At 61.7% G+C, this 23,652-nt stretch carries 19 protein-coding genes; 7 read left to right on the top strand and 12 right to left on the bottom strand.

Annotated features, from left to right (window positions below):
- Positions 1-157: 157 nt before the first annotated feature.
- On the bottom strand, positions 158-577 hold the full coding sequence (gene dksA / locus FKV68_RS10265) for an RNA polymerase-binding protein DksA (protein WP_180941460.1): 420 nt from the start codon (positions 575-577) through the stop codon (positions 158-160).
- Positions 578-979: 402 nt separating this feature from the next.
- Between dksA and FKV68_RS10270 the strand changes: the two genes are divergently transcribed.
- From FKV68_RS10270 to FKV68_RS10280, 3 genes are all read left to right on the top strand, one after another.
- Positions 980-1,516: a SixA phosphatase family protein gene (locus FKV68_RS10270; RefSeq protein ID WP_180937749.1), complete on the top strand. Its 537-nt coding sequence runs from the start codon at positions 980-982 to the stop codon at positions 1,514-1,516.
- Positions 1,517-1,741: 225 nt separating this feature from the next.
- A complete protein-coding gene (locus FKV68_RS10275; protein WP_180937750.1) occupies positions 1,742-3,238 on the top strand; it encodes a YcjX family GTP-binding protein in 1,497 nt (498 codons plus the stop codon).
- Positions 3,235-4,311, top strand: a complete 1,077-nt coding sequence (locus FKV68_RS10280; RefSeq protein ID WP_180937751.1) for a YcjF family protein — start codon at positions 3,235-3,237, stop codon at positions 4,309-4,311. Before FKV68_RS10275 ends, FKV68_RS10280 begins: the two co-directional genes overlap by 4 nt.
- A gap of 165 nt (positions 4,312-4,476) precedes the next feature.
- Here FKV68_RS10280 and FKV68_RS10285 read toward each other — a convergent pair whose 3' ends face one another.
- Both FKV68_RS10285 and FKV68_RS10290 read right to left on the bottom strand, forming a co-directional pair.
- Positions 4,477-5,268: a molybdopterin-binding protein gene (locus FKV68_RS10285; protein ID WP_180937752.1), complete on the bottom strand. Its 792-nt coding sequence runs from the start codon at positions 5,266-5,268 to the stop codon at positions 4,477-4,479.
- Complete coding sequence (locus FKV68_RS10290; RefSeq protein ID WP_180937753.1) at positions 5,265-6,119, bottom strand: cytochrome b/b6 domain-containing protein; 855 nt, start codon at positions 6,117-6,119, stop codon at positions 5,265-5,267. The genes FKV68_RS10285 and FKV68_RS10290 overlap by 4 nt, the downstream gene beginning before the upstream one ends.
- Positions 6,120-6,358: 239 nt before the next feature.
- On the opposite strand from FKV68_RS10290, the gene FKV68_RS10295 reads away from it, so the two are divergent.
- Positions 6,359-6,910 (top strand): hypothetical protein, encoded by a 552-nt coding sequence (locus tag FKV68_RS10295; protein WP_180937754.1) that lies wholly within the window; start codon positions 6,359-6,361, stop codon positions 6,908-6,910.
- A gap of 71 nt (positions 6,911-6,981) precedes the next feature.
- Here the strand turns inward: FKV68_RS10295 and folK are convergent, their stop codons facing one another.
- From folK to folP, 3 genes are read right to left on the bottom strand one after another with little or no spacing between them, the layout of a single operon-like run.
- The gene (gene folK, locus FKV68_RS10300) at positions 6,982-7,506 is read right to left on the bottom strand and encodes a 2-amino-4-hydroxy-6-hydroxymethyldihydropteridine diphosphokinase (protein ID WP_180937755.1); all 525 of its coding nucleotides are present in this window, start codon (positions 7,504-7,506) and stop codon (positions 6,982-6,984) included.
- The gene (gene folB / locus FKV68_RS10305; protein WP_136505573.1) at positions 7,493-7,864 is read right to left on the bottom strand and encodes a dihydroneopterin aldolase; all 372 of its coding nucleotides are present in this window, start codon (positions 7,862-7,864) and stop codon (positions 7,493-7,495) included. The genes folK and folB overlap by 14 nt, the downstream gene beginning before the upstream one ends.
- Positions 7,861-8,730: a dihydropteroate synthase gene (gene folP / locus FKV68_RS10310; protein WP_180937756.1), complete on the bottom strand. Its 870-nt coding sequence runs from the start codon at positions 8,728-8,730 to the stop codon at positions 7,861-7,863. Before folP ends, folB begins: the two co-directional genes overlap by 4 nt.
- Positions 8,731-8,934: 204 nt before the next feature.
- Here folP and FKV68_RS10315 point away from each other — a divergent pair, with 204 nt between their 5' ends.
- Positions 8,935-9,561 carry a DUF922 domain-containing Zn-dependent protease gene (locus FKV68_RS10315; protein WP_180937757.1) on the top strand — a complete coding sequence of 209 codons (627 nt, stop codon included), beginning with the start codon at positions 8,935-8,937 and terminating at the stop codon, positions 9,559-9,561.
- 498 nt (positions 9,562-10,059) lie between these two features.
- Here FKV68_RS10315 and FKV68_RS10320 read toward each other — a convergent pair whose 3' ends face one another.
- Together FKV68_RS10320 and FKV68_RS10325 are read right to left on the bottom strand one after the other, a co-directional pair.
- Positions 10,060-10,380 carry a 2Fe-2S iron-sulfur cluster-binding protein gene (locus tag FKV68_RS10320; protein WP_136505576.1) on the bottom strand — a complete coding sequence of 107 codons (321 nt, stop codon included), beginning with the start codon at positions 10,378-10,380 and terminating at the stop codon, positions 10,060-10,062.
- A gap of 199 nt (positions 10,381-10,579) precedes the next feature.
- Positions 10,580-10,945 (bottom strand): Hpt domain-containing protein, encoded by a 366-nt coding sequence (locus FKV68_RS10325; protein WP_180937758.1) that lies wholly within the window; start codon positions 10,943-10,945, stop codon positions 10,580-10,582.
- A gap of 514 nt (positions 10,946-11,459) precedes the next feature.
- On the opposite strand from FKV68_RS10325, the gene FKV68_RS10330 reads away from it, so the two are divergent.
- A complete protein-coding gene (locus FKV68_RS10330) occupies positions 11,460-17,633 on the top strand; it encodes an apolipoprotein A-IV repeat region-like domain-containing protein (RefSeq protein ID WP_180937759.1) in 6,174 nt (2,057 codons plus the stop codon).
- A gap of 420 nt (positions 17,634-18,053) precedes the next feature.
- Entirely contained in the window at positions 18,054-18,476 is a 423-nt protein-coding gene (locus FKV68_RS10335; RefSeq protein ID WP_180937760.1) for a VOC family protein, read from the top strand.
- 150 nt (positions 18,477-18,626) lie between these two features.
- On the opposite strand, the gene FKV68_RS10340 is transcribed toward FKV68_RS10335, so the two are convergent.
- The 4 genes from FKV68_RS10340 to FKV68_RS10355 form a co-directional block, all read right to left on the bottom strand.
- Positions 18,627-19,499, bottom strand: a complete 873-nt coding sequence (locus FKV68_RS10340) for a cytochrome c1 (RefSeq protein WP_180937761.1) — start codon at positions 19,497-19,499, stop codon at positions 18,627-18,629.
- Between the two features lie 32 nt (positions 19,500-19,531).
- Positions 19,532-20,812 (bottom strand): cytochrome b, encoded by a 1,281-nt coding sequence (locus FKV68_RS10345; protein WP_180937762.1) that lies wholly within the window; start codon positions 20,810-20,812, stop codon positions 19,532-19,534.
- 14 nt (positions 20,813-20,826) lie between these two features.
- On the bottom strand, positions 20,827-21,405 hold the full coding sequence (petA, locus tag FKV68_RS10350) for a ubiquinol-cytochrome c reductase iron-sulfur subunit (RefSeq protein WP_180937763.1): 579 nt from the start codon (positions 21,403-21,405) through the stop codon (positions 20,827-20,829).
- Positions 21,406-21,768: 363 nt separating this feature from the next.
- Positions 21,769-23,634 carry an ABC transporter ATP-binding protein gene (locus FKV68_RS10355; RefSeq protein WP_180937764.1) on the bottom strand — a complete coding sequence of 622 codons (1,866 nt, stop codon included), beginning with the start codon at positions 23,632-23,634 and terminating at the stop codon, positions 21,769-21,771.
- Between the last annotated feature and the right edge of the window lie 18 nt (positions 23,635-23,652).

Raw genomic sequence — 23,652 nt, forward strand, 5'->3', positions numbered from 1 at the left:
AAGCGGCCTCATGTGACGGGCTTCGGTCTTTGTTTTCACCTATGTCGTTGTTCAAGACCGCTGCATACTTTTAGGCGACATGCATTAAGTGGCCCCATAAAGAAAAACGGCGCAGTTAACTGCGCCGTTTTTTCCGATCAGGAAGAACCTGTATCCGTTACTCGTCCCGATAGACTTTCTCGCGACGTTCGTGGCGCTCCTGCGCCTCGATCGAGAGGGTTGCAATCGGCCGGGCGTCCAACCGTTTCAAACCGATCGGTTCGCCCGTTTCCTCACAATAACCGTAGGTGCCTTCGTCAAGCCGCTGCAATGCAGCATCGATCTTGGCGATCAGTTTCCGTTGCCGGTCCCGGGCGCGCAATTCGATGGCCCGGTCTGTTTCGGAAGAAGCTCGGTCCGCGAGGTCCGGATGGTTGGCGCTCTCCTCTGCCAAGTGGTCCAGTGTCTCACGGGCTTCGCGAAGGATATCATTTTTCCAGGCATTCAACTTTGCACGAAAATATGCCCGGTGGCTTGCATTCATGAATTCCTCGTCCTCGGAGAGGACAAAGGTACTAAGATCGATCTTCTCACTCAACGCGATTCTCCTGAAGAACATCTCATTGCGGCGGTGTATAGACCTATGGAAGCTCTGATTCAAGCCTTGTGCCAGACACTCAACCGCATTTTAACAATGCTTGCATTTCAGGCTAACTGGCGATTATTTCATCAAAATTACACACGAAGTCTTGATCGCCGATGAAGGCTGGCCGCTCTACCCCGAACCGCCGGCCGATGCCGGCGAGATATTGGATTGCGACATCTGGTGTGCCCTGGGCGTCAATTCAATAGGTTTAGGTTCCAAGGAAAACGTAAGCCGACGGCTTGATCTTTGCTGCGGCCGCGGGACAAGGTACCGATCCTGCCGGACTCGCGACTGGGATCCGGCCACAATAGGTGCCTCCAACCCTCGGGCGATTTGGCCGCCCCCGGAAGATATATGCAAGACAGCGTCGCCCCGGCATTTCGCCTCTTCCTTCTCCGCCACGCCCGTTCGGGCTGGGCGCTGCCGGGCCAGCGGGATTTCGATCGCACGCTTGACGATACCGGCTTCGCCGAGGCGGAACTGATCGCCCAGAGTGCTGCCGACCATGGCATTCGACCGGACTTGATCCTATGCTCGACCGCGGTGCGGTGTCGCCAGACCGCCGAACCGCTCTACCGAACGCTCGGCGAAGACATCGACCTTCAATACATCGATGCGCTCTATACGGGATCTATGAACGTCTACGCCGAGCTTCTCGATGCAAATTCCAGCCTGGCCTCGCTGATGCTCATCGGTCACAATCCGATGATCGAGGAACTGTTTCGGCGTCTCCTCGGCGACGCCGCCGCGGACAGGATCCTCGCGGACGGCTACCCCCCGGCCGCCTTGGCAGTCATCGACTTTTCGGCACCCCCGAGCGCGGGCGCCAGATGGTTGGCGAGGCTTTCGACGCTGTTGCTGCCCGTGCCGGGGGAGCCGGGAAGATCGTGACGAAATCCTGCCCACCACCCGAAAATCCGACTACGTCGTTGCAGTGGCGGAAAGATTTCCTATATCGCACCACGGTCAAAGCATGTGCGCGGCGTCTTTAGGGCAATTCCAGGAAAAGTGTGTAACGGTTTTCCGTCCGGAATTGCGTAGTTTCAATGATCTAATGGCTGCAGGTGAGCAGAAGATTCTCATAGCGACGGAATCAATCCCGAGGAACGGATAGACTTGGCGCCCATTTTGAGCAGCTTCAAAGATGATGCCCTGATTGCGCTGGACAATCTTGCCGATCGCGCATCCGGGCTCGTCAATCCCGCAGTCCGGCTCGGAGTGACCGGCCTGTCGCGTGCCGGCAAGACCGTTTTCATTTCGTCGCTCGTCCATAATTTGCTGAATGGCGGTCGCCTGCCCGTGTTCGAACCCATCCGATCCGGGCGGGTCTCGAAGGTCCGTCTGGAGCCGCAGCCTGACGATGCGGTGCCGCGCTTCCAATACGAGGATCATATCGCCGCTCTGGTCAGGGATCGGGTCTGGCCCGATTCGACGAGGGCGATTTCGCAGCTGCGCATCACGCTTGACTATGAAAGCGCCAGCGGCTGGAATCGGATGTTCTCGCCCGGGCGGCTGTCGATAGACATCGTCGACTATCCGGGGGAATGGCTGCTCGACCTGCCCCTGCTCGCGCAGGATTTTCGGCAGTTCAGCGAGGGCACGGTGCAGCGGGCGCGTGCCGGCACACGCGCAAGTCTTTCGCGCGAATGGCTGGCGCTTGCGTCGGTGAGTGGTGCCACTGCGGCAGCCGACGAGGGCAGCGCCCGGCGGCTTGCCGAAAGCTTCACTGCCTATCTCCAAGCCTGCAAGGCCGACGAGCGATCCCTCTCGACGTTGCCGCCGGGCCGTTTCCTGATGCCCGGAGACCTCGAGGGTTCGCCGGCGCTGACCTTTTCGCCGCTTCCGGATCTGCCTGCTGGCCGCGCGCCGAAGGGATCGCTCTGGGCGATGATGGAGCGCCGGTACGAAGCCTACAAGACCCACGTCGTCAGCCCGTTCTTCCGCGAGCACTTCGCCCGTCTCGACCGCCAGATCGTCCTTGTCGACGCTCTGCAAGCGATCAATCGCGGGCAGGAAGCGCTGAGTGATCTGGAACAGGCACTTGCCGACGTGCTCGCCTGCTTCCGGCCCGGCACCAATTCTTGGCTTTCGTCGCTGTTCACGCGCCGGATCGACCGGGTCCTGGTCGCCGCTACCAAGGCCGACCATCTGCACCACGAAAGCCACGACCGGCTCGAACGCATCACCGCCCGGCTCGTGAGCCGCGCGGCTGAACGGATCGGCATGAGTGGCGCAGGTCTTGAAGTGATGGCGCTTGCATCCGTACGCGCGACGCGCGAGGCGACGGTAAACCACAACGGCCATACGCTTCCGGTGATCGTCGGCACCCCGATCGCCGGCGAGAGGATCAATGGCGACGTATTCGACGGAGAAAGAAAGACGGCGATATTTCCCGGTGACTTACCGGAAGATCCTGAAGTTCTTTTTGAGCAAATGGATGGGCATTACAACACCTCGAAACCCACGGAAGCGGAGCGCTCAATGCCTGAGCTGAACTTCGTGCGCTTCCGCCCACCGCATCTGGAAGAGACGCGCGGCGGATTGAAGCTCTCGGTCCCACATATCCGGCTCGACCGTGCGATGCAGTTCCTGCTCGGAGATCGCCTGGCATGAGCGACGATTTCAAGAACCGTGGGCGCAAGCCCGCCTCCTTCTCCGTCGAGCCTGACGAACAGACCGAACATGCTGAGCGACAACAACAACGCCGCGCGCCGGCAAGCTTCGGCGACCGGGTCGTCATGACGCCTGATGCTGAAGATCCCTTCATCGAGACGACGGCAGCGATCGAGGCACTCAATCCGCCGGAAGCCAGCCCGCGTCGCCGTCGGTTTTCTTTCGGTAAGGTGGCCGCGGGCGCGCTGGGAATACTGCTTTCGCTTGCCCTGGGCTTGTGGGTCGATCGCCTGATTCGCGACCTGTTTTCCCGCGCCGATTGGCTTGGCTACGGCGCGATCGCTATCGTCGCGATTGGTGCCCTCGCCTTCCTGGGCGCGGTCGTGCGCGAGCTCTTCGGGATGATGCAGCTGACAGCGATACAGCAGTTGAAAAAGGATGTCAGTGATTCTGCGGCCAGCGCCAAGACTGCGCGTGCCGCAACCGCGAGGCTTGTCCACCTGCTGGCCGCCAATCCCCGCACGGCGAAAGGCCGGGCGCGGCTCGCGGAAACCGATGGCGAGATCATCGACGGCCCTCACCTCATAGAGTTGACCGAGCGGGAACTGCTGACCCCGCTCGACCGCGAGGCGCGCCGGATCATTCTGGCCGCCTCGAAACGCGTGTCGATCGTCACCGCCGTAAGCCCGCGCGCACTCGTCGATCTCGGCTATGTCCTCTACGAATCCGCCCGGATGATCCGTGCTATGGCGGAACTCTACGGCGGTCGCCCGGGCACGCTCGGCATGCTGCGGCTCATGCGCGACGTCATCGCGCATCTCGCCGTCACCGGCTCGATCGCCGCCGGTGACAGCCTCATCCAACAGGTTTTGGGCCACGGCCTCGCGTCCAAACTCTCCGCGCGGCTTGGCGAGGGGGTCATCAACGGACTGATGACCGCGCGCATCGGGATAGCGGCGATGGATCTGTGCCGCCCCATGCCATTCCGCGCGCTGAAGCGTCCGGGGATCGGCGACTTCCTTTCCGATCTCGCGCCCGGTGCGTCGCGTTCGGCAGATCGACCCGAGAGCTGATCGCCACCAGTGGCGGCGGGCTAACCATGGCTGTTTACGGACGAATACAGCCCGCCGGCGGCGCTAGATCATTTCATTGTTTCATTGAAACAGTGAAATGATCTAACCCTTTGAAACTACGCAATTCCGGACGGAAAACCGTTACACACTTTTCCTGGAATTGCTCTATATGCCCGCATACCAGTCATAGCCGAGGTCCTCCCAGAAACCGCCCTTTCCCTGACCGTAGGGAGCGAGGTCGGAGGCGAGTTCGATCGAGCGAACGTATTTCGCCATCTTGTATCCGAGCTGGCGCTCCACCCTCAGGCGCAAGGGCGCGCCGTTCGCGACCGGGAGCGGCGAGCCGTTCAATCCATAGGCGAGGATCGTCTGTGGATGGCGCGCATCCAGCATATCGATCGACTCGTAGTAGGCGACCTCCCCGGAGAGGCCGAGACTCATCGTATCGAAGCATCGAAACACGACGTAGCGTGCCTCCGGCTTCGCCCTTGCTTCGTCCAGAACGGTGGCGAGCGGGACACCTGTCCACTTCGCGATGCAACTCCAGCCTTCGACGCAATCGTGCCGGGTGATTTGCGTGCGGGAAGGCATGTTGCGCAATTCATCGAGCGACAGGCTGAGAGGCCGGTCGACAAGCCCGCCGATGTCCAAACGGTAGCCGGCGAAAGCGCTATCCCGAAGCGCGATGTAGGTGGCGTCCGTTGGGTCGGTCGAGCCGTTCGGCCTTTGTCCTTGCCGGATCTCGCTCTCCGAATATTCTTTTGCCAGGCTGTCGGCACCGATCAGGAAGCGCTGGACGCGATAGGTCAGGCCATTCGCCTTGGCCATGGCATTACGCGCGGTCGCTCCGCTCGCCAGCATGCCGTCCAATGCATCGCATCCAGCAAGCGGCAACGTAGATGCTGCGACACCTGCCACGGTCAAAAGCCGCCTACGGTTGATGTTGATCCGGCTCATCGTTCGGACCTTCCCTCGGCCGCCTCCCGGTCGATGCGGTAACGCCCGGTCACCATGGAGCGCAGCTCGTTGATCGGTCCGGCGGCAAAGACCATGAGGATGTGGATGGCAAAGAAGCCAACGAGCAGCAGCATGACAACAAAATGGATGGTGCGCGCCGTCTGGCGGCCGCCGAAGATCTCCGTCAGCCAGGGCAGTGCCGCGTTCATTCCCGGTGACATCGTCAGTCCCGTGAGGATCATAAGCGGGAAAAGTGCGAGAAGAACAATCGCATAGGAGATTTTCTGAAGACCGTTGTAAGAGCGGCCGTGATGAAAACGGAACCGCAAATGCTCGACGACATTGCCCGGCAAGCCGCGAATATCCGAGAAGGTCGGCAGGATGTCGCGCCGCAGGTGGCCGTTAATCAGGCTCGCAGCAAACCACGAGGCGAACGTGGCCGCAAACAGCCAGGCGAAGAAGAAGTGGACGACCCTGCCTGTCGCGAGATCATGATAGGACGGCACGGTCAGCCAGGCCGGAAATGCCTGGTACGCCCGGTCCTCCTCCGGTCCGCTGACACCGAACAGGCCGGTGGTGTCGATAGGCCGACCGAATAACGTTGTCAGACCTTCGGCGTTACCGTCGGCTCCTCTGACCGCGCGGATCGACAGCACGCTATTGTCGAATGCGAAACCGGATTGCTCGCCGATATAAAGCGATGGGTGGGCATTGAAGATCTGCAATCCGCTGAGGAGCAGGAAGAACAGCGCGACCGCCCATGTCCAGTGTGTGATCCGCGTCGCGAGCCCATGCCGACGAATCGTCGTCCGCTGGAGCTTAGTGTCATGCTTGTCTATCGCCGTTGCCATGTCCAAGACCTCCCGCGATATGACAATGACGTAACAGGCAGCGATAAAGTTTCAAAAACACGTCTGCCCTCATCGACGCAATTCCCGGTGAGGCCTGCGTGAGCCACCCAAGCGGCGTTTTTTTCATAGGCGCTGTCCAGGGGGCTGGTATGTATATGAGCAATAAAGAAACCGTCCATTAACCATTTCAGCGCAAATGTGGTTACCAGTTTCGGACGTTGACCCATCAAGGATCGATTATGTTCTCGCGCCCTTCTTTGATCGTTCGCGGCGTTGCCGCTTTTGCGCTTGCTGCCACAGTCGGCCTTGCGACGCCGGCGTCTTCCGGCGCCCGCGACAAGGCGTTTTTTGAGAGGGTGGCCGGCCAGTGGAAAGGTCCCGGCGAGATCGTCGCCGGCAAATACAAAGGCACGAAATTTACCTGCGACCTCACCGGCGAACCGACATCGGGTGCAGACGCCGGGATCAAGCTTGACGGCTTCTGCCGGGTCGGCGTCTTCAAGCAGCCGATGTCTGCCATGATTACGCAGAAGGGCGGCAGCTATACGGGCAAGTTCCTCGATGGCGCCGACGGCAAGGGCCTCGACGTGGTCTCCGGCAATGTCGCCAAGGATAAGGTCGTTGTAGGGATCAATCGCAAGCAGCTCAATGGCGCGATGATCGCCCGGCTGCAGGATGCGGAGACCATGAACATCACGATCTCCGTCAAGGTCGAGAACACCATGATCCCGGTCATCGGCGTCAACCTCAACCGGCAAATGGACAACATCGCCGTCGGCTCGATCAAGTAGCGACGGAAGACGATGCAAGCGGCCCGGCCTCAGCGCCGGGCTTATTTTATTGCCCGCGGTGTTTTTCGCGCTCAATTACGCTCGCGCCACCAATCGGCGTCGGCATTGGCCACTTCAATTCCGGCAACATCGGCGTCGTTCAGCCACTCGCGGACCGCGCGCCCTTGTATGCAAAGGTCGGCCGCGAAGTCGGCGAGCGGCATCAGCACGAAACCGCGCATCGTCATGCGCGGATGCGGCAATTCCAGCTTTTCGCTCGTTGAGCTCACTCCTTCGAAGGTCAGCAAGTCGATATCGATCGTGCGGGGCCCCCAGCGCTCCTTGCGGATCCGCTTCATCGCACGCTCGATATCAAGGCAGGTGTCGAGCAGCGTTTCGGGATCGAGTGCCGTCTCCACCTCGGCGCAGGCGTTAAAGAACCAGGCCTGATCGGTCTTACCCCAAGGTGGTGTTCGGTAGAGCCGCGACACAGCCGTAATCTTGCAGTCCGGTCTTTCATCGAGTGCGCGTAATGCCTGCGCCATAGCCCGCGGCGGATCGCCGAGATTGCCGCCCAGACCGAGCGTAGCGTGACGCCAGGTCCTACTCTGCGACATGCTCGACCGTGACTTCGACGTAATCCAGCACGCCCGGGACCGGCGCGTTCGGCTTGCGGATGGAGACCTTCGCGCGCCGGATTTGCCGGAAGCGCGCGCAAAGGGTCTTTGCAACCTCTAGCGCCAGCGCCTCGATCAGGTAGCGCCGGCGCCCGGTGACGATTCTCTCGATTTCCGCAAAGGCGATGCCGTAATGCACGGTGTCGTCTATGCAATCCTCCGCGAGTGCCGTGCCCTGCTCTACCTCGAGTTCGGCATCGACGAAGAAGCGTTGCCCGAGAAACTCCTCCTCGTCGAGCACGCCGTGGCGGGCGAAGAAGGCGCAATTCTTCAAGGTGATAATGTAGGTCGCAGTCATGGCTTCGTATCCCGTCGGCTGTTCTTTGCCGCCAGCATAGCATCTGCCATTACCAGTGCATCCCTGTTGATTGCGACATCATGCACCCGAAATATCGCAGCGCCCGCAGCCCTGAGAAGCGCGGTCGTCGCGGCCGTTCCGACGTCACGCGCCGGTGCGTCTCGTCCCGTGACCGCGCCGATGAAGCGTTTGCGCGACGTTCCGACCAGCATCGGCAAGCCGAAGCGATGCAACTCGCCGAAACGGGCCATCAGTTCCAGATTCTCATCGGTGTCCTTGGCAAAGCCGAAACCCGGATCGAGAACGATTCTTTCCCGCGCGATTCCGGCCCCGGCCGCAATCTCAAGCGATCGGTCGAGAAAATGAAACTGATCATCGACGACATCATCGAGCTTCTGCCGCTCGCGGCCCGTATGCATGATGCAGAGCCCTGCGCCCGTTGCCGCTGCTGCCTCAGCGATCGCCGGCTCGCGCTGCAGCCCGTGCACGTCGTTGACGATGTGGGCGCCCGCTTCCACGGCGAGACGCGCCGTTTCGGCGCGGTAGGTGTCGACCGAAATGATCGCGTCCGTTTCACGAGCCAGCCCGGCGATCACCGGAAGGATGCGCGCTTGCTCCTCCTCGGCGGTCACCGGCGCGGCGTCCGGGCGAGTAGATTCACCGCCGATATCGAGGATTTCCGCGCCCTGCTCCACCGCACGCAGGCCTGCGCTTACGGCCGCAGCGGCATCGATGAAGCGCCCACCGTCGGAGAACGAATCCGGAGTGATGTTGATGATCGCCATCAAAACGCCACGCGGCCCTAGTTCGAGATTGCGCCCATGCGCCAATTTCCAGCGAGACACCTGAAATGGAGTGTTCGTCATGTTCCCATGATCCCCGCGATGCCGAGAGCCCATATTCCATGGCCCCACCAAGAATAGATCAGCCTGTTAAATATCAAAGAGTTGCGAGGCTTTCTTCAGGCTACTCCGAAAGCTCTGAGCGCTACGTCCAGTCGATTTGTGTTGCGCTCGTGCTGGCTATGCCCCAAGCTTCAACGAACTTCAACCAAAGAGAAACACCTATTGATGTACCGAGTTCGCGTTCCGCTGAAAGCCGCTCTCGTCGCGCTCTTCGTCGGCCTTCCGCTGGGGGGTGCCGCGGCAGAGACCGTGTTCAGCAAGAGCTTCACCTACTTCTCGATCGGCGGTCGCACGGCTGCGGAACTCGACAAGGCGCTTGCTGCGGCCGGCCCGGTGATGACAAGCACGGGCGCGCGCCATCCCGGAGCGACGCGGATCAAATTCGGTGGCACGATCACCTATGTCAGCCGCGGCGGGCGCTGCGCCATCGGTACGGCGCGCGTCACGCTCAACACGCGTATCATCCTGCCGCGCTGGAAATATCGCAAACAGGCGGGCCGTGATCTTGCGTTGGTTTGGGACACGCTCGCAAGCGACATAAAGCGCCATGAGGAGCGGCATGCGGAGATCGCCCGCAATCATGCGCGCCAGATGGAAAAAGCGTTCCTAGCGCTGAAACCGGAAGCGGATTGCGAGCGCATGCAGGCCAAAGTGGCTCGAACGAGTACGACCGAAGTCGAAAGGCACGACAAGGATCAGGCACGCTTTGACCGCACCGAGGCTGCAAACTTCGATCGCCGCATGATTCGGTTGCTGCAATACCGTTTGGAAGGCCTCAAGGGCGGGCGCTGAGGTCATTCCACCTGCCTTCGTGCACAACGCACAGTGATCCACAACGGGATTGTCCGGCTTGTTTAAGCAGCAAGAAATCGCACCCCAAGAACAGGGTGACTATAGTCTGGCAGCGTGCAAGCCGGCCGCGCAAAACCCACGGTATTTTATTGGCGAATTCTAACGATGGCAGCGAGACGCCGACTCAGCTATATTGAGACCATGAAGTGAGAGGTAGAATTGAAGTTCAACCTTTCGACGAGACAAGCGTTTGGCTGTCGGCCGGTAGCAAGACGTCGTGCTCGTATTTGGCTTTATTTTGGTTTCGCATCGTTGCTTCAGGCTTTTAATTCAGGGCCCAAGCAATGAAGCAAAAACAGGTTCTCCTGGCGTGTCCTGGTGCAGCAGATGCTCCCTCCCTCATCTGTCTGCGATACGCCCTCCTTGCCTCGCTCGTCGATGCGACCAGCGAGGCATTTTTTTGTGCTGTGCCGGAATAGCTGCTCGGTAGCCCGGGGGTCAGGCCTGGCGCTCCGGAACATGGACGACCAGTCCGTCCAGAGCCTCACTCATCTTGATCTGACAGGAAAGCCGCGATGTCGGACGCACGTCGTAGGCGAAGTCCAGCATGTCTTCTTCCATTGCCTCCGGCGCGCCGACGGCAGCAGCCCATTCGTCGTCGACATAGACATGACAGGTCGCACAGGCGCAGGCGCCGCCGCATTCGGCTTCGATGCCCGGCACGGAATTGCGAACCGCGTTCTCCATGACCGTGGAGCCGTTCTCGACATCGAGTTCGTGGCGCGTGCCGTCAAAGGCTACGATCGTAAGTTTTGTCATTTCACTTTCCGGAATGGATTGGTAGGAGTGGCCGCCAGCGCAAGATCCTGCCGCTGCAGGCGGCGACGGCGCGAATTCAGCGCACGTTCTTCCAACAAATTGGCCAGCCAGTCAACAACAGCCGGTCCCGCCCGGTGGCACATCCCCGTATGAGCGGCCGCGGGAGGTGTCCAAGCGCCGCTTCGCAAGAGGATTGAAGTCAGCGGCAAAGCTTCAGAATGAAAAGCTCGGTCACGAGTACGGCTGCACCGAGCGCGCCCGCAAGGATCGTGTTCCCCGGTTCCCGTTCGATCGCGGCCGCCGCCTCCGCAACGTCAACGGCGCCGACAGCGAGCGCAGAACCCTTCAGCCGGTGGGCAGCCTGGACGCGCCGATCGGTGTCACTGCCAGCGATCTCGCCGACCGCTTGCCGCGCCTGCCGCGCGAAAAGCTGCAGAACTTCGATCTCCAGTTCCTTGTCCCCCATCGTCTGTCTGCCGAGCTGGGCGAAGTCGATGGGTTTTCTGCCGAGGGAAGAGCTTCCTGGGTTGTCTGGTGTCTCGAAGGCTATCTTGAGTGCCGCCATGGGTCAGTTTCCTGTCAATAGATGTCACGTTCGCCGACGCTGTCGCACCGCATAGAGCATGCGTGGATCATCGACCGGCGCCGCTGCCATCAGCTTAAAGCGCGATGCAATTGACGCAGGAATCTGAGGAAATGGTTAACGCAGGTTAAACGGGCTGATTTCCTTGGCTTTTCCCACCGGGAAGCCGTCATCCTGTTAAGAAATCATTAGGATTTTAATGAATGCGGATTGCGCTTAATTGTAAGAACCTGGCTAATGTGTCACTACGATACGGTCAGGAACGGGTTTGCGTACGAAAGTGGCAACTGTTCCGGTGGATAAGCTCTGTGCTCGGTGCCGTGAGGCCTTAGTTCGGGCTATCCATCAAGGCAATGGAATGGGTGATCAGGCAGGATATTGCGCGGATGTGGCGCGTGTCCCTGGCGTCACCGCCCTGTTTCGGATGTCTTCGCGATCGCCGGTGCGGCGCCGTGGAGATGGCCATCGGCGGGCAATAGTAGTGAGGCGTATCCCTATGGCGACGAAAAAGAGCAGTGAGTCGATCGACGAAAAGGCGTTCCAGGCACTGGAAGCGGCCCTGAAGATCGACTTTGACGACCTTAAGTCGGCTCTGAATGACAAGACTTCCTTGGATGAACCGGAGGAAACCGTGTCTGAGCCCAGCAAGCAGGCTGCCGCATCTGATCAGGCGCAGGCTTCAAAGGCGCAGCCGGAAGCGCCGAAGGCAGTACGCAGCCTCGCGTCCGAGCCCGCTCCGAAGCAGCCGCCGCTTTCACCGGCAAATGACGATACACGCCGATCGCCCGCCGCGATGCTGCGTTCCCTCGAAGTTCGCACCAGCCGCGCGGCAATCCGCACCGCTGCGCTGGTGTCGCTGCTTTGGGCCTTCGCTGGTCTCGCCGTCGCCCATCTCCTTTATGCGCCGCAGATCTGGCAAATCCGTTCGCCTGCCGATCTCGCCGCCACGCCGGGTGCAATCGGTGTTCTTATCGGCATCGCCCTGCCCGTGATGCTGTTCTTCTCCTTTGCCATCATGATTGCGAGAGCGCAGGATCTGCGCAACGCGGCGCGCTCGATGGCTGAGGTCGCCCTCCGTCTTGCCGAGCCGGAAACAACCGCCGCAGACCGCGTGATGACCGTTGGCCAGGCTGTCCGTCGCGAAGTGTCAGCGATGAACGAAGGTATCGAGCGCACCATCGCACGCGCGACGGAACTCGAAACGCTGGTCCACTCCGAGGTTAATGCGCTTGAACGCAGCTACAGCGAAAACGAACTTCGCGTTCGCACCCTCGTGCAGGAACTGGGACTTGAGCGGGAAGCGATCATCGGCCACGCCGACCGTATCCGCACCTCGATCGCCGGTGCGCACACCAAGCTGAAGGACGATCTGGAACTAGCAAGCGAGGATATCGCCTCGCGCATCGCTTTGTCCGGCGAAGCCTTCGCTTCCTTGATCGATACACGCTCCGCCGCCCTCACGGAAAGGTCGGAGAATTCGCTGCAGACCATCAGCACGATGCTGTCCACCCGCACCGATGCGCTCCTTTCCGGACTGACAACGGCTGGCGTCGCGCTCAGCAATGAATTCGATGCACGTCTCGACGCCCTCAGTGAGACCCTGGAAAAACGTGGCGAGCAGTTGCTCGGCCAGTTCGAGACCCGCGCTTCCAGCCTGGATGCCAACACCGAGAAGCTGAATGCCGCCCTCAATGAGCGTGCGCGCCAGCTCAACGAAACGCTGATCGCACGGACCCGCGACCTCAACGAGAGCCTGAGTGTCGGCCAGCAGGCAATCACCGGCGGGCTCGACGACATGCTTGCCACGCTCAATGGCGCTCTCGACGAAAAGGGCGCAAGCTTCAGACAGAGCCTGAAGTCGAGCGCCGACGATGCGATCATGGATCTCGATCTTCGCGGCGGTTTCTTCGAAGAAAAGCTGCAGACGACGGTCGGCCAGTTGGCGACGGCCTTCGACGAACGCTTCCACGAGTTCGCGAGTGCTTTCGACAAGCGCGCAAACCTGCTCGACACCAAGCTGATGGAAAGCCTTCACCGGATCAACGAGACCGTTTCCGGCGGCTCGGACGCGATCGGCAACGCCCTCGACAGCGGTGTTGAGAAGATCGGTTCGGCCCTCTCCGACCAGTCGCTGACGCTTGCCACGGCACTTGGCGCGACACAGGATTTCATCGAGGAAAGCATCGGCGGCCGTACGTCCGAGCTCAGCAATCTTATCGGCAGTGCGCAGAACCGGATCGAGAGCGTGCTTTCCGACAAGACCGGTTCGCTGATGGGTGCGCTCACGGAGGCGCAGGAACGGATCGAGAGTGGCTTCGGCCGCCGTGCCGATGCGCTTGCGGATGCCCTCACGACCAGCGAGCAGCGCCTGACCGAGGGGCTCGATTCGCGCACGTCCGCCTTCATCGACGGTCTACAATCCGCGCATGCGCGGATCGAACAGACCCTCACAGGCACGACCGATGAAATCACCAGCGCCATAGCGGCAAGCCAACATCGCCTGGACAACACGCTTTCGGAGCGCACTGCCGCCATCTCGACCGCCCTCACCTCCGGCGCGAGCCTCGTCGAGGGTGCTGTCGCCGGTACCGCTGATCGGCTGGAGCGCGTCCTCTCCGAGCGCGGAGAGGCGATCTCCGAAACGCTCAGCAGCCAGACCAAAGCGCTCGAAGGCGTGCTTTCGCAACGTGGGGACGCGATCACCGACGTGCTCACCAACCAGACGACTGCGCTCGATGGGGTCCTTTCAGAGCGTGCGACACAGATCAACTCGACGATGTCGGCCCGCGCCAATGAAATGGCGGACACGCTCAGCCGCCACGCCGAAGACGTTGCCGACAACCTGACGTTCCGCGCAATGGCCGTCGCCGAGACGATGACGGACCGGGTCGGCGAGATCGAGAACAAGCTTTCACAAAGCGTATCCGAGGTGGCCGAGAACCTCGGCAGCCGCGTCAGCCAGATTGCAGGCACGCTCACCGAAACGAGCGCTCGGATCGCCGAAGATCTGAGCGGTCGCGTCGGGAAGATCTCGGACGCCCTGACGGGCACCAGCGCCGAGATCGCGGAAGCGCTTACTGCCCGCACATCCGAGGCGACCGCCTCGCTCGCCGGCAAGGCTGCAGAAATCGAGCAGGCGCTTTCCGGCAAGACCGAACATTTGCGCGACACGCTCACGACGACGCATGATCAGATCAGGGCGACGCTCGACGATCGGATCCACGCGATCAATTTGGCCGTCGGCCAGGGACGCGAAAACCTCGAGGATCTGCTGTCCGATCAGTCCATGGCGATCGCGACGACGCTCGCGACCAGCGCCAGCATGCTGGAAATGTCGCTTGAGGAGCGGCAGTCGTCGATTGCCGGCGTCATTGACCGCAGCGCCGAAGCGCTCGACGCGCGCATGCGCTCCACCACCGGCACCATCGCGGACCGCCTTGCCGAGACGGCCGACCAGATCAGCCTTGCGGCCGACACGCTCACCAATCGCGTCGACATCTCGATCAACGGCATCAACAACCGTCTCGACGATACGGGCGCCCGCATCGAGGCGAGCCTCGGCTCGCTCGAAGATCGCGTTCAGGGCAGCGTTGGTAGCGTGAACGCATTCGTCGATGAGACTGGCGCGCGTATCGAAACGAGCCTCGGTTCGCTTGAGGAGCGTATTCGCGGGACCGTCGGTACCGTTAGCGGCATCGTCGACGATACGGGTATCCGCATCGAAAACCGCCTCGGCGCAGTGGAAGAGCGCATCCGCGGCAGCGTAGGCAGCGTCAACGCCATCGTTGACGACACCGGCGCGCGCATCGAAACGAGCCTTGGTTCGCTCGAAGAGCGCATCCGCGGCAGCGTCGGCAATGTCAACGCGATCGTCGACGACACCGGCGCGCGTATCGAAACGAGCCTCGGTTCGCTCGAAGAACGCATCCGCGACAGTGTCGGCAGCGTCAACGCCATCGTCGACATTGCCGGACAACGGATCGCCGATAGCCTTGGCGAGCGCGCCGGCGAGATTGATCGGGTCAGCGAGACGGCGGCAGCCCGCATCTCGACGGCGATCGAGGCCGGTACGGGCCGTATCGAAGAGCGGCTCGGTACGATGGACCGCGCCCTCAACATCGGTCTCGAAAACGTCAATCGGACGATCGAAGGCAAGGCCGCAGCCCTCGTAACGAGCCTGCGCGGCGCTGTAAGCAGCGCAGCGCAGGAGCTCGACGCGGAAGCTGCCCGTTCGGCCGATCTGTTGTCCAAGGCTGGCGTGGATTTCGCAGACGCGCTTGCCGCCCGCAACGCCGAATTCGCGACCTCGATCGAGCAAACCGCATCGACCACTGCCGCCCGCCATGCCGACCTCGCCCGCTCGGTTACGGACGCCGTGGATACGGCAACCGCACGGCTTGCCTCCACTCATAACCAGGTTGCCAACCACGCTCTGGGCATCCAGCAGAGCCTGTCGGACGCGGAAAAGGCGCTCGACGCCCGTGGCCAGGCCATCCGCAGCACACTCGACGAACGCACCCGCGAACTCAATTCGATGCTCGCCGGCCGGTCGCTCGAGCTGTCGCGCCTTCTGGACGAGCAGGCACGGCCCGTCATCGAGCAGTATGCGGCAACCGGCAAGGAGGCGGCCGAGCGGATCGCTGCCCTCACCCAGGAGAGCGCGGATCGCCTGCGCGCTGAAAACGCGGCGCTCATCAACGCGATTACCGAGCGGACCGACGAAACGCTCAACGCCATAACGCTGCGCGCAGAGGAAACGGCCAAGGCCATGAAGATGGTCGAAAACCGCCTCCAGTCGACGGCGATGGGTCTCATCGACCAGCTCGCCGCCAACAATTCGGCGATCGCGACCGTTATCGATCAGGCGAGCGACAATCTCGGCGACATGGACCAGCGCCTTGAGGCGACGGCATCGAAGTTCTCCGAAACGACACGGCAGGCGTCCGACATGCTGTCGAGTTCCGCGCGCCTCATCGAAGGCCGGGTCGACAAGCTCTCCGACATCGCCGGTTCGACGCTTTCTCAGATCGGCGGGATCGTTGGCCGCTTTGAGGATCATTCGAAGGTTCTCGGCCAGGCGTCCGACCTGCTGGCCGCCGCCCAGTCGAACCTGGTCAGCACGCTCGAAGAGCGTCAGGGCGCATTGCGGACCCTTTCCGTCGGCCTAGTGCAGCGCTCGGAGGAAATCGAACGCACGATGCGGGCACTGGAAGGCTTCGTCGATGGCGCCTTCCAGCGTGCCGAAGAACGCTCCGGCCAGGTCGCCGGAAATCTTCGCAGCGGCATCCAGTCCTCCTTCGCGGACGTCGGCCGGCTGCTGTCGAGCACCGAACAGCGTGCGAACGAAGCTGCCGAAGCGATGCGCAACGCTCTGGCGCAGGCTGGCGAAGAAGCCGGCGCGTCGGTCGAAGGCGTCTTCACGCAGGCCGAGGAGCGGACCCGCCAGATCGCCGATACGTTGCGCTCCGGCGTCGAGACCTCGTTCGCCGATGTCAACAAGACGCTGTCGCAGGTGGAAGGCCGCGCGCTCAGTGCCTCCGAGGCGCTTCGCCGCGCGATCGCCAAGGCTGGGGAGGATGCCGGTCAGTCGATCGAGGGCGCCTTCACAAATGCCGAAGAACGTTCGAAGGAAGTCGCGTCTCGCCTGCGCGGCAGCGTTGGGGCCTCGGTGTCCGACATCGAGCGCATGCTGGCTGAAAGCGGCAAGAAGTCTGACGGCGTTGCCGCCCAACTGCGCGAGGCCGTGCGTCAGGCAATCGATGAGGCGATCAACCGCTTCAGCGGTGCGACCGACGAAATCCGCCGCTCCGCCACCGAGATCCGCAAGGAACTCGACATGACCCGCGAGGAGCTGAAGCGCGGCGCCTTCGATTTGCCCGAAGAGGCAAAGGAGAACGCCTCGATGATGCGGCGCGCCGTCTCTGAACAGATCAAGGCGCTGCAGGAGCTTTCCGAAATCATCGGCAAGTCCTCCACGCAGCTCGAGGTCGCGCAGCCGGTTCGCCAGCAGGCCGTTTCGAATGCTCCGGCTCCTGTCTCCCCCCGCCCCGCCGTCCAGCAGCCGGTCGCGGAGGAGCGGCGTGAGCAGCCGGCCCCCGCACCAGCACCGGCTCCGGCCCTGCGTGGAAGCCTGGGCCTGGAGCAAGCCACACGCCCGCAGACGCCTGCCCGCCAGGATGTCGCCGAGGACCGCACGGAAGAAGGCGGCGGCTGGATGCGTGATCTGCTTCGCGCGGCCTCGCGTGAAGAAGCTCCCGCCACCGCGCGCCAGCGGCCGGCGGAAAGCCAGCCTTCGGTGCGCCCCGGTGACAGCCGTAATCCGCGCCATGTGGTCGAGTCGTTGAACTCGCTCTCGGTCGACATCGCCCGGGCGATCGACCATGACGCGTCGGTGGATCTCTGGCGGCGCTATCAACGCGGCGAACGCGATGTGTTCACGCGCCGCCTGTACACCCTCAAGGGCCAGCAGACATTCGACGAGATCAAGCGCAAGTATGATCGCGAACCGGAATTCCGGACGGCGGTGGACCGCTACATCGCCGACTTCGAAAAGCTGCTCGCTGATGTCGCGCGAAACGACCCCGACAAGCGCATTACGCAGACCTATCTGACGTCCGATACGGGCAAGGTCTATACGATGCTCGCCCACGCGGCTGGTCGCTTCAGCTGATCCGGCAGAGAGATCTGCAGGTAACGGCCCTGTCGAAAGACGGGGCCGTTTTCGTATTCGCCGTATCGCAGAGCAACCCACCTCCTCACAGGCGCGTGCAACGCGACCTCGGCATCGTCGGCTGTGGTTGCTCAGTGCAGACGATTGCTTCCTCGCCGGCGATGCATTGCGGTGGCGTCCGGCCAATCGCGCTCTTGTCCGTTCGCTGTCTCGAAATCCGCGCTGCGGGAAATGGTCAGCATGCACAGGTGGTGGCGGCAATTGCTCGCCGACGAAACCGCGCCTCACCAAGGCCGCCGCACCCGGAGGGCGCAAGGTCCTTAAATCGGTGCCGATTTGGGGACAAAATCATGCGGCAATTCAAATGCTGCAATGAGCTTTGCGCGCTGGATGAACGCGCGGCGCTCAAAGGAGGCGGAAATGAAGCCGCGAATTAAGGTCCTTACCCTTGGCGTGAGCGATCTCGAAAAGTCGCTCGCCTTCTATCGCGACGGAATGGGCCTGCCGACGGAGGGGATTGTCGGCCAGCAATTCGAAGATGGCGCGGTGGTCTTTTTCCATATGGGCGAGGACCTGATCCTGGCGCTATTCCCGACGACTTCACTTGCGAAGGATGCGAAGATAACCGCACCGCCAGTGCGGCTCGGTGCGGTGTCCATCGGCCACATCGCCAAATCGAGAGACGAGGTCGATGCCGTCATGAAGCAGGCCGAAAAGGCCGGCGCAGTCATTACCGATGCGGCGCATGAACGCGTCTGGGGCGGGTATTCGGGTTATTTCCACGACCCGGACGGCCATCTCCGGGAGATCGTCTGGAATCCGCAATGGACGGTAGCCGATTGAATGCTGCCGAGACGCGCGCCGAGAAAGCCCGGCGGTTCGCTGGCGGGTTCGGAACCTGGCGGGGCCAGAACCATACTCGCGCAAAAAGAAAGGCCCCAACCGGGGCCTTTCGAAAATTCTGATGACCGAGCCGGCATTGCCGGATTTCGATCAATGCTCCTTGTTCGCGTAAACCGACTTCTTCGTCAGATAGATGAGGCCGGTGAAGATGAGCAGGAACACCATGACCATGAAGCCAGTGCGCTTGCGATCTTCGAGATGCGGCTCGGCCGCCCACATCAGGAATGCCCCGACGTCTTTGGCGTACTGGTCGACCGTCTGCGGCGTGCCGTCGTCATAAGTGACCTGGTCGTCGGAGATCGGTGGGGCCATGGCCAGCGCTGCCGCGTTCGCGAAGTACGGGTTGTAATGTGTTCCTTCAGCGACCTCGACGCCTTCCGGCGGCTCCTGATAACCGGTCAACAGCGCATGGATGTAGTCCGGTCCGCCTTCCTGGTAGGGCCAGAACATGTCGAAGACGAACTGCGGGAAGCCGCGCTCGATCCCGCGTGCCTTCGCGATCAGCGAAAAGTCCGGCGGTGCTGCGCCGTTGTTGGCGGCAGCCGCTGCTTCCTTGTTCGGGAACGGCGACGGGAAGTGATCCGACGGAACGGCCTTCCGCGTGAACATCTCGCCGTCCGCATTCGGTCCGTCCTGAACTTCGTAGTTTGCCGCGAACGCCTTCACCTGAGCCTCGGAATAGCCCAGATCTTCCAGCGTACGGAAAGCGACGAGGTTCATCGAGTGGCAGGCAGAACAGACTTCGGTGTAGACCTTGAGGCCGCGCTGGAGCTGGCCTCGGTCGTAGTGGCCGAAGAGGCCGGCAAAGGTCCAATCCTGCTGTTCCGGCTTGTGGATCGGAAAGTGCGGCGTGCCGCTGGTGGCATGCTCCTCTCCGCCTGCCGGTTCCTGGGCGACGGCGGCGCCCAGGCCGAGACCGGCGACGACAGCGAGTGACAGAATGCCTGTAACAAGCTTTTTCATTGTTGTGGGTTCCTTATCAATCACTGTTCTGATCAAGCGCGTACGGTTGCCGGCTGCGCCTTTGCATTCTGCTTTTCCAGCACCGCCTCGGTGATGGAGTTCGGAATGCGCTTCGGCGTTTCGATCAGGCCGAGAACCGGCATGATGACGAGGAAGAAGGCGAAGTAGTACAGCGTGCCGAGCTGCGACATCACGACATAGAGGCCTTCTGCAGGGCGCGAGCCCAGCCAGCCGAGCATGATCGCGTTGGCGACGAAGATCCAGAAGAACAGCTTGTACCACGGGCGGTAGACGGCCGAGCGGACCTTGGACGTGTCGAGCCAGGGCACGAAGAACAGGACGATGATCGAGCCGAACATCACCAGAACGCCGCCAAGCTTGGAGTCGATCGGTCCGATGCTGAAGGTGATGGCGCGCAGCATTGCGTAGAACGGCAGGTAGTACCATTCCGGAACGATGTGAGCCGGGGTCTTCAGCGCGTCAGCCGGGATATAGTTGTCCGGATGGCCGAGGAAGTTCGGCATGTAGAACACGAACCAGGCGTAAACGATCAGGAACACCGATACGCCGAGCGCATCCTTCAGCGTTGCATAGGGCGTGAAGGCGACGGTGTCGGTCTTCGACTTCACTTCCACGCCGGTCGGGTTGGTCTGGCCGACGACATGCAGGGCCCAGATGTGGAGGACCACAACGCCGGCGATCATGAAGGGCAGCAGATAGTGCAGCGAGAAGAAGCGGTTCAGCGTCGGTTGGTCGACGGCAAAGCCGCCAAGCAGGAACTGCTGGATCCACTCGCCGACCAACGGGAAGGCCGAGAAGAAGCCCGTGATAACGGTCGCACCCCAGAAGGACATCTGACCCCAGGGCAGAACGTAACCCATGAAGCCGGTTGCCATCATCAGGAGATAGATGACGACGCCGAGGATCCAGAGGATTTCACGCGGTGCCTTGTAGGAGCCGTAGTAGAGACCGCGGGCGATGTGGAGGTAGACCGCGATGAAGAAGAACGACGCGCCGTTGGCGTGCAGGTAGCGCAACAGCCAACCGTGGTTGACGTCGCGCATGATCTTTTCGACCGAGTTGAAGGCGACCGACGTTTCCGCCGCATAATGCATGGCCAGCACAACGCCGGTCAGGATCTGGACGATCAGCATCACCGACAGCATGGCGCCGAAGGTGTAGGCGTAGTTCAGGTTGCGCGGAACCGGATAGGAGACGAACGAGTCGTGGACGAGACGCGGCAGCGGAAGACGGGAATCAACCCACTTCTCGATGCCTGTCGTTGGCGTGTAGGTTGAATGATCAGCACTCATTATCAGTAGTCCCCTCAACCGATCTTGATAACTGTGTCGGAAACGAACGAGAAGGTCGGCACGGGGAGGTTTTCCGGTGCCGGGCCTTTGCGGATACGGCCGGCCGTATCGTAGTGCGAGCCGTGGCAGGGACAGAACCAGCCACCGAAATCACCGGCCTGACCGAGCGGAACGCAGCCGAGGTGCGTGCAGGAACCGATCATGACGATCCAGTTCTCCTTGCCCTCGCCGGCCGAACGGTCGAGATCGTTGGCCTGGGCGTCGGAGGCAAGGTTGGCGTTGCGCGCAACCGGATCCTTGAGGTCGTCCAGAGGAACGGCCTTGGCGTCTTCGACTTCCTTGTCCGTGCGGTTGCGGATGAAGATCGGCTTGCCGCGCCATTTCGCCGTCAGCGACATGCCCGGCTGCAGGCTGGAGACATCGACCTCGATCGAGGCGAGCGCAAGCGTCGATGCGTCGGGACGCATCTGGTCGATGAACGGCCAGGCAGCGGCAGCGGCGCCGACGACGCCGGCCATACCCGTGGCCAGGTAAAGGAAATCGCGGCGAGTCGGCTCGCCCAAGGTCTCGCTTGAAGTGTCGTGTTCGCTCACGGCTAAACCATCCTCTCACGCAATGTTGCGGAAACCGCATCCGCCCCGGCGAGATTCCTGTTCAGGCCATCGCCCGAGCCAAGGAACCACGCCCTCTCAATTCTCTGGCGCCCTGGCCGGCCTGCCGAGACAAGCGTAGACCGGGCACCAGTATCCGGAAAATTATACGTACGCACTGGACGCAGATTCCCCGTCAATCGGGCGCGTTCTATGCTTGATCGCAAATTATGTCCAGCCTTGACAAGGGCATGTGGGCAGATTGTCGCGGGTAAAAGCGCGACCAATTGGCACAAGGACTTGACGGGGTTACGGGCCTTTTCCCGGGAGGTGTCGCGGACGGTCGGCGGGCGGCGTTCGAGCGCCCTATTCCGCCGCTTCTTCGCGCGCCAGAAAGCCGCCCGATTGACGCGACCAGAGGTCGGCGTAGAGCCCGCCGCGCGCGATCAGTTCCGCATGGGTGCCATCCTCGACGATGTGTCCTTTGTCCATCACGACAAGCCGGTCCAGGGCAGCGATCGTCGACAGCCGATGGGCGATCGCAAGCACCGTCTTGCCCTCCATCAGGCGCTCCAGGTTCGACTGGATGGCCGCTTCCACTTCGGAATCGAGCGCGGAGGTCGCTTCGTCGAGAACGAGGATCGGCGCATCCTTGAGCATGACGCGGGCAATCGCTATTCGCTGCCGCTGGCCGCCGGAAAGCTTGACGCCGCGTTCGCCGACATGCGCGTCGAACCCCTTTCGGCCACGCTGATCCTGGAGATTCACGATGAATTCGTATGCTTCCGCCTTGCGGGCTGCTTCAATCAGCTGCGGTTCATTCGCGCCGGGCCGTCCGAAGAGGATATTGTCACGGATCGACCGGTGCAGAAGCGAGGTGTCTTGGCTGACCATGCCGACATGGGCGCGCAACGATTCCTGGCGGACACCCGCAATGTCCTGGCGGTCGATCAAGATGCGGCCGCCCTCGAGGTCGTAGAAGCGCAGCAGCAGGTTGACGAGCGTCGACTTGCCGGCACCGGACCGACCCACAATGCCGACCTTCTCACCCGGCCGAATGGTGAGCGAGAAATCGTCGATGACACCGCTGCCCTTTCCGTAGTGGAACTTCACGTGCTCGAAGCGGATCTCCGGCCGGTGGACCTTGAGACCGGTCGCACCCGGTCGATCGACGAGGCCGATCGGCTGGGAGACGAGCTCGGCAGAATTCTGGATCGTGCCGATATTGCGCATGATCGCGTTGAACTGCGACATCATGCGGCCGAGCAGCATGTTGAGGCGCAGCACCAGCGCCAGCGTGAACGCCACCGCGCCGGAACTGACAGAGCCGGCGAGCCACAGATGGATCGCATAGACGGCGATGGCCGTGATCATGAGGCCTGAAAGCAGCGCCAACGACGAGCGCACGGCCGTCAGCAACCGTGTGAAGGGGATTACCGCGCCCTGGAACCGGTCGAAGCCACCGCGAATATAGCGGTCGTTCTCCTCGTCACTGCCGAAGAGCTTCAGCGTCTGGATATTCGAATAGGCGTCGACCATACGACCATTGAGCATCGACGCCATCTCGGCCGTCTCGCGGGCGTGCTTGCGTACCCGGGGGACGAAATAGCGGGCAAGCGCAAGGAAGACGACAATCCAGAACGCCACCATTGCCGCAAGCCGCCAGTCGAGCTGGGCTATCAGCGCCATGGTCGATGCCGTGTAGATCACGATGAACCACACCACTTGCAACAGCGAGACGATGAGGTCGCTCGTGGCCTGCGCGCCGGACCAGACCTTCGTGACGATGCGGCCGGAAAAGTCGTTCTGGAAGAAGGTTAGCGACTGGCGCGCGACGTGAACGTAGGATTGCCAGCGCACCAGGTTGAGAAAACCGGTGATGATCGCCTGTTCCTCGACGAGCGCGGCGAGCGCAACCGCAAGGAAGCGGAACACCAGCACCGTCAAGAGCATGAAGAGCAGTTCCGGTCCATTGGCGGCAATCAACCCGCTCCATCCGGCCTCCGGCTTCACGGTGTCAAGGACATCGACCAGTCGGCCGACGAAGTAGAAAAGCCCGGCTTCCAGCATCGCCACCAGACCGCCAAGCGCTGCCATGGCGATGAACGGTCCCTTTGCCTGGCTCGCATAGAACCAGGCGAACCCCCACAACGATTTTGGTGGCTGCAGCCTCTCTCGCGGCGCGAACGGCTTGATCCAGTTCTCGAAGATGATGACGATGGCGCGCAGCATGTTTTCCGATATAGGTGG

The sequence above is a fragment of the Sinorhizobium mexicanum genome (assembly GCF_013488225.1).
Classification (GTDB): Bacteria; Pseudomonadota; Alphaproteobacteria; order Rhizobiales; family Rhizobiaceae; genus Sinorhizobium; species Sinorhizobium mexicanum.